This window comes from Actinomadura physcomitrii, from assembly GCF_008923205.2.
In the GTDB taxonomy this organism is placed as follows: Bacteria; Actinomycetota; Actinomycetes; order Streptosporangiales; family Streptosporangiaceae; genus Spirillospora; species Spirillospora physcomitrii.
The window spans coordinates 19,973-36,951 of record NZ_WBMS02000024.1 but is presented as its reverse complement, the minus strand read 5'-3'; the positions used below and the strand labels follow the sequence as shown (position 1 = coordinate 36,951).

Annotated in this window: 15 protein-coding genes; 5 read left to right on the top strand and 10 right to left on the bottom strand. The window is 74.1% G+C overall.

All coding sequences use genetic code 11. The features are described 5' to 3' along the window. Positions 1-77: 77 nt before the first annotated feature. The 6 genes from F8568_RS27490 to F8568_RS27465 are packed head-to-tail and all read right to left on the bottom strand — an operon-like array spanning position 78 to position 6,054. Positions 78-1,019, bottom strand: coding sequence for a fumarylacetoacetate hydrolase family protein (locus tag F8568_RS27490; protein WP_151596596.1), 942 nt, complete (start codon positions 1,017-1,019; stop codon positions 78-80). A 15-nt stretch (positions 1,020-1,034) separates the two neighbouring features. Further along, positions 1,035-1,973 carry a VOC family protein gene (locus F8568_RS27485; RefSeq protein ID WP_151596595.1) on the bottom strand — a complete coding sequence of 313 codons (939 nt, stop codon included), beginning with the start codon at positions 1,971-1,973 and terminating at the stop codon, positions 1,035-1,037. Continuing rightward, positions 1,973-2,974 carry an amidohydrolase family protein gene (locus F8568_RS27480; RefSeq protein WP_328601043.1) on the bottom strand — a complete coding sequence of 334 codons (1,002 nt, stop codon included), beginning with the start codon at positions 2,972-2,974 and terminating at the stop codon, positions 1,973-1,975. The genes F8568_RS27485 and F8568_RS27480 overlap by 1 nt, the downstream gene beginning before the upstream one ends. Then, complete coding sequence (locus F8568_RS27475; RefSeq protein ID WP_151596593.1) at positions 2,971-4,098, bottom strand: FAD-dependent oxidoreductase; 1,128 nt, start codon at positions 4,096-4,098, stop codon at positions 2,971-2,973. Before F8568_RS27475 ends, F8568_RS27480 begins: the two co-directional genes overlap by 4 nt. A gap of 7 nt (positions 4,099-4,105) precedes the next feature. Beyond that, positions 4,106-5,065 (bottom strand): cyclase family protein, encoded by a 960-nt coding sequence (locus F8568_RS27470; protein ID WP_202125409.1) that lies wholly within the window; start codon positions 5,063-5,065, stop codon positions 4,106-4,108. Next, positions 5,065-6,054 carry a fumarylacetoacetate hydrolase family protein gene (locus F8568_RS27465; RefSeq protein ID WP_151596591.1) on the bottom strand — a complete coding sequence of 330 codons (990 nt, stop codon included), beginning with the start codon at positions 6,052-6,054 and terminating at the stop codon, positions 5,065-5,067. The genes F8568_RS27470 and F8568_RS27465 overlap by 1 nt, the downstream gene beginning before the upstream one ends. Before the next feature lie 68 nt (positions 6,055-6,122). Here F8568_RS27465 and F8568_RS27460 point away from each other — a divergent pair, with 68 nt between their 5' ends. From F8568_RS27460 to F8568_RS27445, 4 genes are all read left to right on the top strand, one after another. After that, positions 6,123-7,070, top strand: a complete 948-nt coding sequence (locus F8568_RS27460) for a LysR family transcriptional regulator (RefSeq protein ID WP_202125408.1) — start codon at positions 6,123-6,125, stop codon at positions 7,068-7,070. 161 nt (positions 7,071-7,231) lie between these two features. Beyond that, positions 7,232-8,947 (top strand): glycosyltransferase family 2 protein, encoded by a 1,716-nt coding sequence (locus F8568_RS27455; RefSeq protein ID WP_151596590.1) that lies wholly within the window; start codon positions 7,232-7,234, stop codon positions 8,945-8,947. 83 nt (positions 8,948-9,030) lie between these two features. Further along, positions 9,031-10,143, top strand: coding sequence for an NDMA-dependent alcohol dehydrogenase (locus tag F8568_RS27450; protein ID WP_151596589.1), 1,113 nt, complete (start codon positions 9,031-9,033; stop codon positions 10,141-10,143). A 215-nt stretch (positions 10,144-10,358) separates the two neighbouring features. Continuing rightward, positions 10,359-10,508, top strand: coding sequence for a hypothetical protein (locus F8568_RS27445; protein ID WP_160573776.1), 150 nt, complete (start codon positions 10,359-10,361; stop codon positions 10,506-10,508). Positions 10,509-10,523: 15 nt separating this feature from the next. On the opposite strand, the gene dmpG is transcribed toward F8568_RS27445, so the two are convergent. From dmpG to F8568_RS27430, 3 genes are read right to left on the bottom strand one after another with little or no spacing between them, the layout of a single operon-like run. After that, positions 10,524-11,558, bottom strand: coding sequence for a 4-hydroxy-2-oxovalerate aldolase (dmpG, locus tag F8568_RS27440; RefSeq protein WP_151596588.1), 1,035 nt, complete (start codon positions 11,556-11,558; stop codon positions 10,524-10,526). Continuing rightward, positions 11,555-12,451, bottom strand: a complete 897-nt coding sequence (locus F8568_RS27435) for an acetaldehyde dehydrogenase (acetylating) (RefSeq protein WP_151596587.1) — start codon at positions 12,449-12,451, stop codon at positions 11,555-11,557. Before F8568_RS27435 ends, dmpG begins: the two co-directional genes overlap by 4 nt. Continuing rightward, positions 12,448-13,305 carry a 2-keto-4-pentenoate hydratase gene (locus F8568_RS27430; protein WP_151596586.1) on the bottom strand — a complete coding sequence of 286 codons (858 nt, stop codon included), beginning with the start codon at positions 13,303-13,305 and terminating at the stop codon, positions 12,448-12,450. Before F8568_RS27430 ends, F8568_RS27435 begins: the two co-directional genes overlap by 4 nt. 102 nt (positions 13,306-13,407) lie before the next feature. Between F8568_RS27430 and F8568_RS27425 the strand changes: the two genes are divergently transcribed. Continuing rightward, the gene (locus tag F8568_RS27425) at positions 13,408-14,148 is read left to right on the top strand and encodes an IclR family transcriptional regulator (protein WP_151596585.1); all 741 of its coding nucleotides are present in this window, start codon (positions 13,408-13,410) and stop codon (positions 14,146-14,148) included. Between the two features lie 2 nt (positions 14,149-14,150). Here the strand turns inward: F8568_RS27425 and F8568_RS27420 are convergent, their stop codons facing one another. Beyond that, on the bottom strand, positions 14,151-16,934 hold the full coding sequence (locus F8568_RS27420) for an FAD-binding and (Fe-S)-binding domain-containing protein (protein WP_151596689.1): 2,784 nt from the start codon (positions 16,932-16,934) through the stop codon (positions 14,151-14,153). Between the last annotated feature and the right edge of the window lie 45 nt (positions 16,935-16,979).

Here is a 16,979-nt window from a genome sequence, read left to right as displayed (position 1 = left end):
CCCCCCCCCCCCCCCCCCCGGTGCCTGGGGGGGGGGGGGGGTGTGGGGGCCCCCCCCCCCCCCCCCCCCCCCGCAACTCAACGAAGGGCGTTTCGCGGGCGCTTGCGGGCGCGGGGGATCGGGACCGGGGCCGCGCCGGGGACGATCGTGTTCGACACCGCGCCGATGCCCTCGACGGTGAGGGTGACGGTGTCGCCGGGCTTCAGCGGCGGCGGGTCCTGCGCGCCGCGGCGTCCCCACAGCTCGGCGAGGCAGCCGCCGTTGCCGCACGTCCCCGAGCCGAGGACGTCGCCGGGCCGCAGCCGGGCGCCGCGCGAGGCGTAGGCGAGGAGGTCCTCGAACGGCCAGCCCATGTTGGACAGCAGGTCGCGGCCGACGACCTCGCCGTTGACCTCGGCGGTCAGGCCCAGCCGCAGGAACCCGTCGGCGTCGCGGTAGGGCTCCAGCTCGTCGGCGGTGACGATCCACGGGCCGAGCGTGGTGGCGAAGTCCTTGCCCTTGCAGGGACCGAGGCCCACCCGCATCTCGCGGGACTGCAGGTCGCGCGCCGACCAGTCGTTGAAGACCGTGTAGCCGAACACGTGCTGGCGCGCCCGCTCGGGGGACAGGTCGGCGCCCGCGCGCCCGATGACGGCGGCGACCTCCAGCTCGAAGTCGAGGTCCCGGCAGCCGGGCGGCACCGGCACGTCGTCGTGCGCGCCGACCATCGCGTGCGGGTTGGAGAAGTAGAACGTCGGGGCGTCGTACCAGGCGTCCGGGACGCCGGACGCGCCGTCCACCGCCTTCCGGACGCCCTCGACGTGCTCCTCGAACGCGACGAAGTCCCGCACGGAAGGCGGCTCGATCGGCGGCAGCAGCCGCACGTCCGCCAGCGGGACGGCCGCGCCCGCCGCCGGGAACGCCGATCCGGAGGCGATGAGGGCGAGCAGGTCGGTGCCGTCCGGGAACGGCAGCACCCGGTCGCCTTCCACGGCGCCGCAGCGGCGGGCGCCCTCGTGCAGGTACGTGGCGAGTCGCATGGACGTCCCTCCCGATCAGACCGGCGGGGCGACGAAGACGCCGCGGTCGGGGTCGTTGAACGATTCTTTCGCGACGAGTTCGTTCATCGGGTTGGCGGTGCCCCACTGGTCGGTGACGTCGGGGTCGGAGAAGTCGTACAGGTGCGGGTGCCAGGCGTCCTCGTCGAGGGTCTCCAGTTCGGTGGTGTACTCGACGGTGTTGCCGTGCGGGTCCAGGAAGTAGGAGAAGGTGTTGTCGCCCGCCTTGTGCCGCCCCGGCCCCCAGATCATCCGCACTCCGGCGCGCAGCAGCCGGCCGGTGCCGAACATGTACTCGTCCAAGCCGCGCATCTCGAACGACACGTGGTGCAGGGAGGTGTGCGGACCCTTCGCGATCGCCATGCTGTGGTGCTGCGGGTTGCAGCGCATGAAGTGCATGACCTTCCCCATGTGCGGGGACGTGAGGGTGTCGCTGAGCGCGAAGTCCAGGTGCGTCTCGTACCAGGCGCGGGTGGCGTCCAGGTCGGGGGCGTTCAGCACCACGTGCGACAGCCGGACCGGGACCGCCTCGCGCTCCTCCAGCCTCCGGTGCTCGCGGACGGCGACGCCGGCCGACACCTCGACGGTCCGGCCGTCGATGTCGAAGAACCGGAACCCGTACCCGCCGCCGGGCGTGGCGAGCTCTCCGGGGTCGGCGACGATCGCGACGCCGGCCGCGCCGAGCCGCGCGGCGAGCGCGTCGACGTCGGCGGGGGACGCGGCGCCGAACGACACCAGGTCGAGGCGCTTCTCGTCCGCCCTGCGGAGCCGGACGACGTACTGTTCCGGCGACCCCTCCGCCGCCAGGAACGAGATGCCGGTGTCGCCCGCGACCTCGGTCAGGCCCCAGACGCCCGAGTAGAACTCGCGCTGCCGGTCGTAGTCGGGGACGGCGAGGTCCACATGGCGCAGATGGGTGATGAGCCTTGCGGGCATCAGTGCTCCTTGAGGTCGAAGAGGGCGACGGCGTTGCCGCCGCGCACGGCGTCCAGGTCGCCGCCGGGCGGCAGGGCGGCGCGGAGCCGGTCGAGCGGGTCGTCCACACCCATGTCGAACGGGTGGTCCGAGCCCATGACGACCTGGGACGCGCCCGCCGCCGCGATCAGCGCGCGCAGCGCGCCCGGCTCGTAGACGAGCGAGTCGAACCAGATCCGCCGCAGATAGGCGCTCGGCGGCTCGGCGCAGGAGCGGGACTCGGGGCGCACCCGCCAGCCGTGGTCGGCGCGGCCGAGGCAGGTCGGCAGATAGCCGCCGCCGTGCGCCGCGACGATCTTCAGTGCGGGGTGCCGGTCGAGCACGCCGGAGAAGATCAGGTGCGAGAGCGCGACGGCGTTCTCCGCCGGCTGCCCGACGATGTTGGACAGGTAGTACCGGTCGAGCCGCTCGTCCAGCGTGCAGCCGAACGGGTGCAGGAACACCACCGCGCCGGTCTCGGCGGCGCGCGCCCAGAGCGGATCCAGCGCCGGGTCGGACAGCTCGCGGCCGGGCGCGTGCGAGGAGATCTCGACGCCCTTCAGCCCGAGCGACAGCGCGTGGTCGAGCGCCTCGACGGCCAGGTCCGGATGCTGGAGCGGGACGAGCCCGAGCCCGCGCAGCCGCTCCGGCGCCCGCGCGCAGTGCTCGGCGGTCGCCTCGTTCGCCGTCCGGTACACGGTGCGCGCGAGATCGGGCGCGGCCCAGTAGTGATAGTGCGACGGCGACGGGCTGACGATCTGCACGTCCACCCCGGCGGCGTCCATGTCCGCGAGCCGCGCCTCGATCCGCGTCAGCCGCGCGAACCGCTCACCGATCATCTTCCCGCTCGCCTTCAGCGACTCCGGGCCGTTGCGGCGTGCGTCCAGCTCCTTGTGCTCGGCGTGGCCGGGCGCCTCGGCGACCGCCTCTTCGATCTGCGGCAGCAGGACGTGGGCGTGCACGTCGACGGTGGGGATGCTCACGGGCGCTCGCTCACGATCTCGCTGATACGGGCCATCAGGCCGGGGACGTCGGCGTCGGGGGAGGGGTGCAGCTGCCATTCCCCGAGTTGCACCGACGCCTCGACGACCGCCTTCGCGCGCTCGAACCGCCGGTCCATGAAGGTTTCGAACAGCGCATGGTCGAGCCGTTCGGCGCCCAGCAGCAGCTCGGCGAGGACGGCGGCGTCCTCCAGGCACTGCGCCGCGCCCTGCGCCAGCGTCGGCGGGCACGCGTGCGCCGCGTCGCCGATCAGGACGGTCCGGCCCCGGTTCCACGGACGGTCGACCAGCAGCGATTCGAACCAGGTGTAGTTGATCCGGTCCGGGTCGGTGATGTCGGCGCGGATCTCGTCCCAGGCGCCGCCGTAGCCCTCGGCGAGCGCGCGCATGTGCGCCGGCTTGCCGGCGTCCGCGATCGACTCGCGGGGCCGCGCCTTCTCCACCAGGTACGCGTACATCGTGTCGGGGCCGGTCGGGCAGTACCCGGCGATGAAGCACGGCCCGCCGTAGACCAGGTCGGTGCGTTCGACGCTCTTGGGACGCCGTGTGCGGATCCGCCAGATGCCCATCCCCGTGGGTTGCGGCGCCACGTCGATCTTGAGCAGGCCCCGCACCGCGGAGCGGATGCCGTCCGCGCCCACGACCAGGTCGTACGTGCCGGCGGTGCCGTCGGAGAACCGCACCGCGACATGCGCACCGGAGTCGTCGAGCGCGGTGACGGTCAGGCCGTACCGGACGGTCGCGCCCGCGTCCCGCACCGCCTCCGCGAGCACCGCCGCCAGCTCGGGACGGTTCATCCCGAGCGTCGCGGGCAGGTCCGGGCCGCCGGTCCGGGCGGCCGGGACCTCCGCGAGCAGCGTCCCGTCCGGCGCCCGCAGCCCGAGCACGTCGAACGCGTATCCGGACGCGCTCACCCGCTCCCACACGCCGAGGTCGCGCAGCACGCGCAGCGCGTTGCCCTGCAGCGTGATCCCCGAGCCGAGCGCGGTCGCGTCCGGCTCGATCTCCGCGACGTCCACCGCGACACCGCCCCGCGCGAGCAGGACGGCCAGCGCCGACCCGGCCGTGCCGCCCCCGACGATCAGGACGTTCCCCACTGCCGCCATGCCGACCTCACTTCACCGCGATGGGATTGACAGGGGCGCCGACCGCGCCGGTCACCGGGATCGGCCCGGCCGCCAGCCAGAACTCGTGCACGCCGTCGGCCGCGCAGTCGGCCGCGAGTGCGTCCAGGTCCCACAGCTCGCCGATCAGCAGCCCCATGTTCGGGATCGCGACCTGGTGCAGCGGCTGGAACGCGTCGTCGAACTCGTTCGGCCGCACCTCGAACCCCCACGTGTCGGTGGCGATCGCCGCGATCTCGGTGCGGTGCAGCCATCCGGCCGTGGTGAACGACAGGCCCGGCGCGGGCCCGCCCGCGTAGTCGCCCCAGCCGTCGCGGCGCGCGCGCGTGAGCTGCCCGGTGCGGACGCAGACGATGTCGCCGCGCCCGACCGCCACACCGTGCGCGTCGATGGCCGCCTGGAGGTGCCCCTCGGTGATGGCGAAGCCGTCGGGCAGCTCGCCGTCCTCCCCGACGACGCGCCCGACGTCCAGCAGCACGCCCCGCCCGGCGACCGGCGCGGCCATGTGCTCGATGCCGGTGACCAGGTCACCCTCGGACGTGACGACCTGCTCCGCCGGGCGCCCGTTCCACGCCTTGCCGTGGTCGAAGATGTGGCCGAGGCCGTCCCACTGGGTGGAGCACTGCAGCGGCATCGCGACCACGTCGTCCGCGCCGCCGATGCCGTGCGGGAAGCCCTGGTTGCCGAGCGCCGCGTCCGTGCCGGTGTCCAGCATCGTGTGGACGGGGTTGGTGCGGCGCCGCCAGCCCTTCTGCGGGCCGTCCATGTCGAAGCGCTGCGACAGGGAGAACGACACGCCCCGCCGGACCAGCGCGGCGCCCTCGCGCCGCTTCGCCTCGTCGATGAAGTTCACGGTGCCGAGGACGTCGTCGTCGCCCCAGCGCCCCCAGTTGGAGTACCTGGCGGCGGCCTCGGCGATCGCGGCCTCGGGGTCGGTGCGGTCGAGCATCACGCCTCCCGCGCTTCGGCGACGCACCGGTTGCGCTGCGCGCCGAGGCCCGTGATCGAGCCCTCCATGACGTCGCCGGGCCGCAGCAGCCGGCCCCAGTGCATGCCGTTGCCGGCCGGGCTGCCGGTCAGGACCAGGTCGCCGGGCAGCAGCCGGACGGTCCGCGACGCGTACGCCACCAGCCGCGCCACGTTGAAGATCATGTCCTTGGTGGACTCGTCCTGCATGACGTCGCCGTTGAGCTTCAGCGTGACCCGCAGGTCGCCGGGGTCGCCGACGAACGCCGACGGCACCAGGTACGGGCCGAGGGGGAGGAACGTCGGCGGGTTCTTCCCGCGCAGCCAGTCCGTGCCGATCTCCGGCATGTCCCGGCGGAACACCGCCTCGCGCGCCGTCAGGTCGTTGGCGATCGTGTAGGCCGCGACGTGCGCCGCCGCCTCGCCGACCGGCACGCGGTAGGCGGGACGGCCGATCACCGCGGCCAGCTCCAGCTCCCAGTCCGGCTTCTCGCACCAGTTCGGGATCACCACGTCGTCGTACGGGCCCGTCACCGCCGACGGCAGCCCGATGAACATGTACGGCCGGCCCTCGGCGGCGCGCCGGTCCATCATCGCCGCCGTCTCCTCGCGCACCTGCTCGGCGGGCCGCCCGCCCTCCGGTTCGTGGGCCACCGCGAGGTCGATGACATGAGTGCGGTAGTTGGCGCCCGACTGCAGGATCTGCCGCGGCTCGACGGGCGCGTGCACCGCCAGGTCGTCCAGCGGAGTCCAGACGCCGTCGCCGGATCCGGCGGCGGCGTGCAGCAGCGGCAGGACGTCGTCCCAGCGCTCCAGCAGGCCGCGGGTCGTCGCCCCGCCGCCCGGCAGGCTCGGGACGGTGCGCAGGTCCAGGACCCGTCCGTCCCGGACCAGGCCGGCGAACCGCGGGCCGTCCCCGCGGGAGAAGGTGCCGACCGCGAAGGGGCCGGACGGGTGCGCGTGTGCTTCCACCAGGTGTCCTCTCGATGTCTGCCTTAACCTTGGGACACCGGAGCCGATCTGGGAAATTGATTCTCCGGATGGCTGCCATCGACGACACAGATGGGCTGGGCGCAGTGAACCTGGCGAGCCTCGATTTGAACCTCCTCGTCGCGCTGCGCGCGCTGCTGGAGGAGCGCAACGTCACCCGCGCCGGCCGGCGGATCGGGCTCAGCCAGCCCGCCACCAGCGCCGCGCTCGCCCGGCTCCGCCACCACTTCGCCGACGACCTGCTCGTCCGGACGGGCAACACCTACGAGCTGACCCCGCTCGGCACCGCGCTGCTGGTGCCCTGCGCGACCGCCTGCGGGCTGCTGGAACGGCTGTTCACCAGCCGCGCCGAGTTCGACCCGGCGACCGAGGCGCGCGAGTTCACGATCATCGCGTCCGACTACGCCGTCGCCGTGTTCGGCGCCGCGCTCGCCCGCGCCCTGCACGCCGCCGCGCCCGCCGCAAGCCTGGTGTTCCAGCAGGTCGGCCCGGGGATCACCGAGAACACCGACGCGACGCTCAGCGCCGTCGACGGGCTGCTGATGCCGCACGGCATCGTCAGCGGCCTGCCGACCGTCGAGCTGTACCGCGACGAATGGGTCTGCATGGTCGCCGACGACCATCCGGGCGTCGGCGACCGCCTCACCATGGACGACCTCGCCCGCCTGCCCTGGGTCGTCTACCAGCGCCCCTACGACGCGCCGGCCGCCCGCCAGCTGAGCATGCTCGGCCTCGAACCGCACGTCGAGGTGTCGGTGCAGAGCTTCCAGCTGCTGCCGAGCCTCGTCGCGGGCACCCGCCGCATCGCCCTCATCCAGCGCCGCCTCGCCGAACTGGTCGCGCCGATCGCGGCCGTCCGCGTCCTGCCGTGCCCGTTCGAGGCGGTGCCCGTCCAGGAGGCGCTGTGGTGGCACCCCGTCCACACCCAGGACGCGGCGCACATCTGGCTCCGCGATACCGCCGCCCGCGTCGCCGCCACCCTGCCGGCACTCCCGTGACACCCCTATGCCGTCTTGGTGGCCGGTACGTCCCTGACCGGGGAGTTTTCGCACGGTTCGGGGTATATCTCCAAGCCGGACGAGGGCCGTCCGGTGCTCACTTTTTGATCACCCCCAGGCAATAAGTAGGTGATGAGCGAGCAGCGAGGGCGGTGACGCCGATGCCACCCGAACCCGATGTGACCGTCGTGGTGATCGTCTACAACGACGCGTCGCGGCTGGCCCGCGCGGTCCGCTCGGCGCTCGGCCAGTCGCTTCCCGGTGTGGAGGTCGTGATCGTCGACGACGCGAGCACCGACCCGACGCCCGCCGTCGCCGCCCGGCTGGCCGCCCGGGACCCCGGCCGGGTGCGCGCCTTCACCCACCCGGTGAACTCCGGCGGCTGCGGGCGGCCGCGCAACACCGGCATCGGGCACGCCCGGGGCCGGTACGTGATGTTCCTCGACAGCGACGACACACTCGAGCGGCACGCCTGCCGGAACATGGTCGCCGCCGCCGACGGCACCGGCGCCGACCTGGTGTCGGGCCGCTGCGTCCGCGTCCTGCCCGACCGCGAGCACGCCTGGTACCCCTGGCTCTACCGGCAAAGCGCCGTCTACGAGGGCATCCTCGACAACCCCGACCTCCTCTATGACACGCTGGCGACCAACAAGTGCTACCGGCGCGCGTACCTGGACCGCGCCGGCCTGCGGTTCGCCGACCGGCTGCACTACGAGGACCTGCTGTTCAGCGCCCAGGCGTATCTCGGCGCGAACCGGATCGCCGTCATCCCCCACCGGGTCTACAACTGGCTGGTCGATCCGCGCGCCGCCACCCTCTCGATCACGAACCGGCGCGGCGAGCTGGGCGACTTCGCCGACCGGCTGGAGATCCACCGACGCATCGACGCGGCGCTGCGCGCGCACGGCGCGGACGAGATCGCGCTGGTCAAGGACGTCAAGTTCGTCGACCACGACCTGCTGCTCTACCTGCGCGAGCTGCGCAGCCGCGACCCGTGGCACCGCGAGGCGTGGCTCGGCCTCGCCCGCCCCTACCTCGCCGAGCTGGACGACGCCGTCTTCGAGGCGGCCGAGAAGATGCCCGCCATCGCGGCGCTGATGGTCCGCGAGCACGACATCGAGGCGGCGATGGCCGCCGCCGACCACGCGCCGAAGGGCGGCGGGCGGCCCGTCCTGTCGATCGCCCCCGCCGAGCGGGACGGCCGGATCTACTGGACCGGCGAGCACCTCGGCGCCGCGCCGGCCCGCCGCGTCCTCGACATCACCGGGCTCGGCGTGCACTCGGCCCCGCTGTCGGAGCTGGTCCTCGGCGGCCGGGTCACCGCGATGCGCCGGGACGGAAAGGCGCTGCGCATGTCCGGCACCGTCGTCAACCCGCTCGGCCGGATCCCCGACGACGCCGAGCTCGGCGGCCGGCTGGAGATCCGCGACCGGCGCCGGCCCGGCCGGGCGTTCGGCGTCCCGGCGACCGTGCGGCGCGAGAACGGCCGGATCGCGTGGGAGACGGTGTTCCTCCCCGCCCAGGTGATCCGCCCGATCGGCCTGGTCGACCAGACGTGGAGCCTGTGGCTGCGGCTGACGGTCGGCGGCACCCCGGTCGAGGTGCGGCTCACGTCCGAGGGCACCGCGCACTGCGGCCTCGCCGTGCCCGTCCGGCCGCGGCTGAGCCGCGCGGCCGGCGACCGGATGGAGGCCTACGTCGCCGGGACCGGCGAGCTCGCGCTGCGGATGGCGGCCGGGCGCTGGCCCGCCCGCGCCACCCTGCCGGCGCTGCGCCGGGTCGCCCGCACGGACGGCGGGCGGCGCTGGTGGCGGCGGATCGTCCGGGCCGAGCGCGGGCTGCGCGAGCGGTTCCTCGCCGCCGACCGCCGACCGTGATGTCCCGGCCCGCACCCTTTCCGGAGCCCGCTCGCGGGATTACGTTGTGAGGTACCTCACTCACGGACCGGGAGGTCAGGCGCGTGAAGACCAGGGCAGCAGTACTCGCGGGACCCGGCAAGCCGTTCGAGATCACCGAGCTCGACCTCGACGGCCCGAAGGACGGCGAGGTCCTCATCCGCTACGTCGCGGCCGGCCTGTGCCACTCCGACCTGCACCTCACCGACGGGGACCTGGTGCCGCGGTTCCCGATCGTCGGCGGGCACGAGGGCGCCGGCGTCATCGAGGAGGTCGGCACCGGCGTCACCAAGGTCGCGCCGGGCGACCACGTCGTGTGCAGCTTCATCCCCAACTGCGGGACGTGCCGCTACTGCTCGACCGGCCGGCAGAGCATCTGCGACATGGGCGCCACGATCCTGAACGGCGACATGCCCGACGGGACGTTCCGCTTCCACGGCGGCGGCGAGGACTTCGGCGCGATGTGCATGATCGGCACGTTCAGCCAGTACGCGACCATCTCCCAGCACTCGGTGGTGAAGGTCGACGACTGGCTCCCGCTGGAGACGGCGGTGCTCGTCGGCTGCGGCGTCCCGACCGGCTGGGGGAGCGCGGTGTACGCGGGCGGCGTCCGGCCCGGCGACACCGTCGTGGTGTTCGGCATCGGCGGCATCGGCATCAACGCCGTGCAGGGCGCCCGGCACGCGGGCGCGGCGAACGTCGTGGCGGTCGACCCCGTCGCGTTCAAGCGGGACAAGGCGCTCGAACTCGGCGCCACGCACGCGTTCGGCGACGCCGACGAGGCGCTCGCCAAGGTGATGGAGCTGACCTGGGGGCAGGGCGCCGACCAAGCGCTGGTGACGGTCGGCGTGGTGGACGAGGAGGTCGTCGGCGCCGCGTTCAACGCCATCGGCAAGGGCGGCACGCTGGTGGTGACCGGGCTCGCGCACCCGGAGAAGCTCACGATCCACGTGTCCGGCGCGGTGCTCACGCTCTTCGAGAAGACGATCAAGGGGTCGCTGTTCGGGTCGGCGAACCCGCAGTACGACATCCCGCGCCTGCTGCGCCTGTACGACCAGGGCAAGCTCGACCTGGACGCGCTGGTGACCAAGCGGTACTCGCTCGACCAGGTCAACGAGGGCTACCAGGACCTGCGCGACGGCAGGAACATCCGGGGCGTCATCGTGCACGAGCACTGACGCGCCCGCCCGCCCCGCGGCTCCGGCCGCGGGGCGGTCGCTTGTCCCGGGAAAATGCTTGTTGGCCAAGTGCCAATAGCTATTGTCGCATCGTCAAAGTGTGCCTAGAGTTCCTCTTACCGGACGGTCCAGGGACGCCCCCAATGCCCCGGTGCCGGCCGCACGCGCGCCCGAAGGTGCGGCCGGCGCCGGTTCCCCGCCCCGGGATGCCGTGCGTGTGCGTCCTCACCGGCGGCTGGAGCCGGCGCGAGCTGGAAGAGGAGGGCGCGGCGGCCGTCTACGACGACCTCCGCGCCCTCCTCGCCGAGCTGGACGGGAGCCCGCTCGCCGGAGCGGGCTCCCGGGTTCGAGATGGCCGGGCCTGAGGCGGCCGGGACCGGTCAGGACGCGCGGTCGCGCTCCGCGGCGAGCTGCAGCGCCACGTCGATGATCATGTCCTCCTGGCCGCCGACGTAGCCGGCCTCGCCGACCTTCTGCAGGATCTCGTGCGCCGGCACCCCGTAGCGCTCCGCGGCCCGCTCGGCGTGCAGCAGGAAGCTGGAGTACACCCCCGCGTAGCCCTGCGTGATCGCGCCGCGGTCCGCGAACGGCAGCCGGTGCAGGAACGGCTTCACCACGTCGTCGGCGGCGGCCATCGCGCCCTGCACGTCCACGCCCGTCGGGATGCCGAGCCGCTCGAACGTCGCGACCAGCACCTCGGTGGGGGAGTTGCCCGCGCCCGCGCCGAGCGCGCACAGCGCCCCGTCGATCTGCCGGGCGCCGTTCTGCTGCGCCAGCACCGAGTTCGCGACGCCGAGCGAGAGGTTCTGGTGGCCGTGGAAGCCGACCTGCGCCTCGTGCCCGATCTCCTTGACCAGCGCGCTGATCCGCTCCTGCGCCTCGCCGAGCACCAGCGCCCCCGCCGAGTCGACGACGTACACGCACTGCGCGCCGCCGTCCACCATGATCCGGGCCTGCTTCGCCAGCTCCTGCGGGCCGATCCGGTGCGACAGCATCAGGAACCCGACGGTCTCCATGCCGAGCTCGCGCGCCGCCGCGAAGTGCTGCAGCGACACGTCCGCCTCGGTGCAGTGCGTCGCGACCCGGGCCACCGACGCGCCCGCGTCGTGCGCCATGCGCAGGTCGTTCACCGTGCCGAGGCCGGGCAGCAGCAGCACCGCGATCTTCGCCCGGGTCGCCTCGTCCACGGCCGCGGCGACGAGCTTGACGTCGTCCTCCAGCGAGAAGCCGTAGTTGAAGGACGAGCCGCCGAGGCCGTCGCCGTGCGTCACCTCGATGACCTCGACGCCCGCGCTGTCCAGGGCGTGCACCACGCCGCGGACCTGCTCCTCGGTGAAGCGGTGCGCCATCGCGTGGCTGCCGTCCCGCAGCGTCGAGTCGGTGATGCGGATCTTCTCCGCCGTCTGCTCGGTCATGAGGTGGCCTTCCTGCGCGCGAGCTGCTCGCCGACCCGGGCGGCGGCCGCGGTCATGATGTCGAGGTTGCCGGCCCACGGCGGCAGGTAGTCGCCGTTCCCGCGGACCTCGAGGAACACCGCGACGCGGGCCATCCCGTTCCAGATGTCGCGGGGCTCGTCGAACTGCGGCTCGGCGCGCAGCGTGTAGCCGGGCACGTAGGTGGCGACCTCGGCGACCATCTTGTCGATCGACGCGGCGATCGCCTTGGTGTCGGCGTCGGACGGGATCGCGCAGAACACCGTGTCCCGCATGATCATCGGCGGGTCGACCGGGTTCAGGATGATGATCGCCTTGCCCCGGACCGCGCCGCCGACCTGCTCGATCGCGCGCGCCGTGGTCTCGGTGAACTCGTCGATGTTCGCCCGGGTGCCGGGCCCAGCCGAGCGCGAGGCGATCGACGCGACGATCTCCGCGTACGGCACCGGGACGACCGACGACACCGCGTGCACGATCGGGATCGTCGCCTGCCCGCCGCAGGTGATCATGTTGAGGTTCGGCGCGTCCGACAGCGTGTCAAGGTTCACCGGCGGGCACACCAGCGGCCCGGAGGCGGCGGGCGTCAGGTCGATCGCGGTGATCCCCGCCTCCTCGTAGCGCGGCGCGTTGGCGAGGTGCGCCTTCGCCGACGTCGCCTCGAACACCAGGTCGGGCAGGGTCGGCTGCCTCAGCAGCCAGTCCACGCCCTCCGCCGACGCCGGCACGCCCATCTCGCGGGCGCGGGCGAGCCCGTCGGAGTCGGGCACCACCCCGACCATCGAGTGGACGTCGATCAGCTTGCTGCGCGTCAGCTTGACCAGCAGGTCGGTGCCGATGTTGCCGGGCCCGACGATGGCGGCCGTCAACTTGCTCACGATGCCTCCTCCTCCTTTCCGAACCGTGCGGTGACCGAACCGATCCCGGCGAACGTCGCCGTGAGCGTCTCTCCCGGCGCGACCGGGACGGCCGCGGTGATCGAGCCGGGCAGCACCACGTGCCCCGCCTCCAGCGCGATGCCGCGCTCGCCGAGCACGTTGGCCAGCCACACCAGCGCGTTGATCGGCGAGCCCAGCACCGCGCCGCCGGCGCCGGTGTCGATCAGGACGCCGTCGCGGTGCAGCAGGCAGCCCATCAGCGCGAGGTCGAGGTCGCCGAGGCGGACGGGCCGGGTGCCGAGCACCAGGCCGCCGCTGGAGGCGTTGTCCGCGACGGTGTCCGGCAGCGTGATCTTCCAGTCGGCGATCCGCGAGTCGATCACCTCCAGCGCGGGCAGCACGTACTCCACCGCGGCGACCGCGTCGGCGGCCGTCGCGCCCGGCCCGGACAGCGGCCGGCCGAGCACGAACGCGACCTCCGGCTCCACCCGCGGCTGCAGGAAGCGGCCCGCGTCGATCGGGCTGCTCTCCGGCAGGAACATCGAGTCCAGCAGGACGCCGAAGTCCGGCTGGTCCACGCCCATCTGCCGCTGCATCGCGGCCGACGTCAGCCCCACCTTGTGGCCCTTGATCCGGGCGCCCGCGGCGGTCCACGCGTCCGACTGGGCGCGCTGGATCGCGTACGCGTCGTCCACCGTCATATCGGGGTGCGACGCGGTGAGCGGGGCGATCGGGACGCCGGAGGCGTACGCGTCGAGGAGTGCCCTGGCGGACTTCTCCACCCATTCCGGCGCAGCCGGGCCGGGAGGCGTGGGGGGCCGTCCGCCCTCGGGAGAAGCAGAACCCGGGTCCATGGCCGTTCCTTTCGTCGTCTCTGCGCCGAGCCTTCCGCGCCGGGCGGCCTCCGGGCAACGCGGCCGTCCCGCGTGGTGGGACACGTCTTCTACAGTGAGGCCATGCCGTCCGACGACACCTTCCTGCGCCGCGCCGTCGCGGTGCTGACCGCCTTCCGGGCGGACGACGACGGCCTCGGCGCGGCGGAACTGGCCCGCCGCAGCGGCCTGCCGCGCTCGACGGCGCACCGGCTCGCGCTCGACCTGGTGGAGGCGGGGCTGCTGGAGCGGCAGGGGACGCGGGTGCGGCTCGGCCTGAAGCTGTTCGAGATCGGCCAGCGGGTGCCGCGGCAGCGCGTCTTGCGGGACGCCGCCGTGCCGTACATGTCGGACCTGCGGGAGGCGACGCGGCAGACCGTCCACCTCGCCGTCCTGGAGGGCGCCGAGGTCGTGTACGTGGAGATCCTCGGCGCGTCCGACGCGCCGCGGATGCCGTCGCAGGTCGGCGGGCGGCTGCCCGCGCACGCGACCGGCGTCGGCAAGGCGATCCTGGCGTTCTCACCTCCGGAGGTCGTCCAGCGGGTGCTGGACGCGGGGCTGGTCAAGGTCGGCGAGCGCACGGTCGTCGCGCCCGGCCTGCTGACCCGCGAGCTGGCGAAGATCCGCGAGGAGGGCGTCGCCTACGACCGGGAGGAGTCCGGGGCCGGGATCCTGTGCGCGGCGAGCCCCGTCCTCGGCCCGGACGGCGAGGCGATCGGCGCGCTGTCGGTGTCGGGCTGGTCCAACCGCATGCGCTTGGCCGCCGTCGCGCCGGCCGTCCACACCGCCGCCCTCACCCTGTCGCGCACGCTCGCCCGCCGCTGACGTCACCCGGGGAGGTGGCGGGCCAGCAGCTGGGCCAGGTGCTCGCCCCGGCGGGACGCGAGGTCGGCGAGCTGGGTGCGGCAGCTGAAGCCGTCGGCGAGGACGACGTCGCCGCCCGCGGCCTCGCGGACGGCCGGCAGCAGCCGGTGCTCGGCGATCGCGACGGACACCTCGTGGTGGCCCTTCTCGACGCCGAAGTTCCCGGCGAGGCCGCAGCAGTCGCCGAGCCTGGTGATCCGCGCGCCGGCGTCCCTGAGCAGGGCGGCGTCCTTCGTCCAGCCCATGACGGCGTGGTGGTGGCAGTGCGGCTGCGCGACCCCGGTGACGCCGGACAGGTCGGGCGGCGTCCAGTCCGGGGTCTCGGCGAGCAGCTCGGCGAGGGTGCGGGTGGCGGCGGCGACCTCGCGGGCCGCGGCCGCGTCGACGCCCCGCAGCAGCTCCTCGGCGTCCGAGCGGAGCACGCCGGTGCACGACGGCTCCATGCCGACGACCTTCGCGCCGCGCCGCACCGGCGGGAGCAGGGCCCGGACGGTGCGGCGGAGCTGGGCGCGGGCGCCGTCGAGCTGTCCGGTGGAGATCCACGTGATGCCGCAGCAGACCGGGCGTTCGGTGACGGTCACGCGGTAGCCGGCGTATTCGAGGACCTTGACGGTCGCGTCGGCGACGTCGGGCGAGAAGGCGTCGGTGAAGGTGTCGACGAACAGGACGACCTCGCCGTTGCGGCCCGCCGGGCTGCGGTGGGAGGCGAACCGCCGGCGGAACGTGACGGGTGCGAAGGCCGGCAGCGAGCGGCGGCGGTCGATGCCGGCCGCCCAGGCGACCAGCGGACGCAGCGCCCGGGACCGCAGGGCGGCGTTCAGCGCCGGCACGGCGGCGGGCGCCTTCGCTGCCAGGCGCGTCCAGCGCGGCAGCCAGCCGAGCGCGTAGTGGGCGCGGGGCCGGAGCCTGCGCCGGTAGCGCTGGTGGAGGGCCTCGGCCTTGTAGGACGCCATATCGATGCCGGTGGGGCAGTCGGACGCGCAGCCCTTGCACGACAGGCACAGGTCCAGGACGTCGTGCAGCGCCTCGGACTTCCAGCCGTCGGGACCGAGGTGCCCGGAGACGACGTCCTGAAGGACGCGGGCCCGCGCGCGGGTGGTGTCCTTCTCCTCGCGGGTGGCGAGGTACGACGGGCACATCACGCCGCCCGTCCCGGTGTTGTCGGCGCGGCACTTGCCGACGCCGGTGCAGCGGTGCACGGCCCGCGACAGGTCGCCCGCGTTGTGCCGGTAGGCGAGCCCGAGTGTCGGCAGCTCCGCGCGGGTGACAGGGGCGATGCCCGCCATCCGCACGCCGGCGTCCACCGGCGCGGGCCGGACGATGATCCCCGGGTTGAGCACGTCGTCGGGATCGAAGAGGTCCTTGACCCGCGCGCACAGGTCGAGAGCCTCGGGGGAGTACATGTGCGGCAGGAGTTCGCCGCGCGCGCGCCCGTCGCCGTGCTCGCCGGACATCGTGCCGCCGTGCCGCGCCGCGAGCGCCGCCGCCTCGTTCAGGAAGTCGCGGAACACGCGCGTGCCGCCGGGCCGGTCGAACGGGAAGTCGATGCGGACGTGCACGCAGCCGTCGCCGAAGTGCCCGTACGGGACGCCGAACAGACCGTGCCCGTCCAGCAGCGCCTCGAACTCGCGCAGGTAGGAGCCGAGCCGCTCGGGCGGGACGGCCGCGTCCTCCCAGCCGGCGTGCGCCTGCCGGCCGTCCGGCGTGCGCGCCACCAGGCCCGAGCCGTCCTCGCGGATCCGCCACAGCGCGTCCGCCAGCGCCATGTCCTCGACCAGCGTCGAGCCGGTGCTCGCGGACGCGGCGACGACCGCGCGGGCGGTGTCGCGCAGCGCGCCGATCTCCGGGCCGGCCAGCTCCACCAGCAGCCAGCCCGACCCCTCGGGCAGCGGCGGCACCGCGTCCGGGCCGCGCCGCTCCCGCACCACGTCCGTGATCCGCGAGTCGAGCCCCTCGCAGGCGACCGGGCCGTGCGGCAGGATCGCCGGGACGGCGTCCGCGGCCTCGGCCATCGACCCGTACCCGAGCACGACCAGCAGCCGGCACGCGGGTTCGCGGACCATCCGCAGCCGCGCCGCGAGCGTCACGGCGAGCGTCCCCTCGCTGCCCACCAGCGCCCGCGCGACGTCGAAGCCCTTCTCCGGCAGCAGGTGCTCCAGCGAGTAGCCCGACACCTGCCGGCCGAACCGCCCGAACTCGGTGCGGATCAGCGCGAGGTGCCCGGCCACGAGATCGCCGAGCCGCTCCAGCAGCGGGCTCCCGGCCGTCTTCGCGGCGGAGCCGCCGGGGACGTCGCCGAGCCGCAGCCGCTCCCCGGTCCCGGCGACCACGTCCAGGCCGAGCACGTTGTCGCTGGTGCGGCCGTAGCCGAGCGCCCGCGACCCGCACGCATTGTTGCCGATCATGCCGCCGAGGGTGGCGCGCGTCCGGGTGGACGGGTCGGGACCGAACCGCAGCCCCTGCGCGCCCGCGACCGCGTGCAGCCGCGCCTGCACGATGCCGGGCTCGACCAGGGCCGTCCCGGCGTCCGGGTCGATCTCCAGCACCCGGTTCAGGTGCCGGCTCGCGTCGACGACGACGCCGGGGCCGACCGCGTTGCCGGCGATGGACGTGCCCGCGCCCCGCATCGTCAGCGGCACCGCGAACTCCCGGCACACGGCCAGCACCGCGGGCAGCTCGCCGGTGTCCCGGGGCGTCACCACGACCGCGGGCGGGACGCGGTAGAGCGAGGCGTCCGAGGCGTACATCGACCGGGCCAGCGCCGAGTCGTCCACCCCGCTGACGCCGGCGCG

Excerpts from the sequence above, each read along its gene's own strand:
- F8568_RS27490 (WP_151596596.1), bottom strand. The coding sequence starts at position 1,019 with ATGCGACTCGCCACGTACCTGCACGAGGGCGCCCGCCGCTGCGGCGCC.
- F8568_RS27485 (WP_151596595.1), bottom strand. The coding sequence starts at position 1,973 with ATGCCCGCAAGGCTCATCACCCATCTGCGCCATGTGGACCTCGCCGTC.
- F8568_RS27475 (WP_151596593.1), bottom strand. The coding sequence starts at position 4,098 with ATGGCGGCAGTGGGGAACGTCCTGATCGTCGGGGGCGGCACGGCCGGG.
- F8568_RS27470 (WP_202125409.1), bottom strand. The coding sequence starts at position 5,065 with ATGCTCGACCGCACCGACCCCGAGGCCGCGATCGCCGAGGCCGCCGCC.
- F8568_RS27460 (WP_202125408.1), top strand. The coding sequence starts at position 6,123 with ATGGCTGCCATCGACGACACAGATGGGCTGGGCGCAGTGAACCTGGCG.
- F8568_RS27455 (WP_151596590.1), top strand. The coding sequence starts at position 7,232 with ATGCCACCCGAACCCGATGTGACCGTCGTGGTGATCGTCTACAACGAC.
- dmpG (WP_151596588.1), bottom strand. The coding sequence starts at position 11,558 with ATGACCGAGCAGACGGCGGAGAAGATCCGCATCACCGACTCGACGCTG.
- F8568_RS27430 (WP_151596586.1), bottom strand. The coding sequence starts at position 13,305 with ATGGACCCGGGTTCTGCTTCTCCCGAGGGCGGACGGCCCCCCACGCCT.
- F8568_RS27425 (WP_151596585.1), top strand. The coding sequence starts at position 13,408 with ATGCCGTCCGACGACACCTTCCTGCGCCGCGCCGTCGCGGTGCTGACC.
- F8568_RS27420 (WP_151596689.1), bottom strand. The coding sequence starts at position 16,934 with ATGTACGCCTCGGACGCCTCGCTCTACCGCGTCCCGCCCGCGGTCGTG.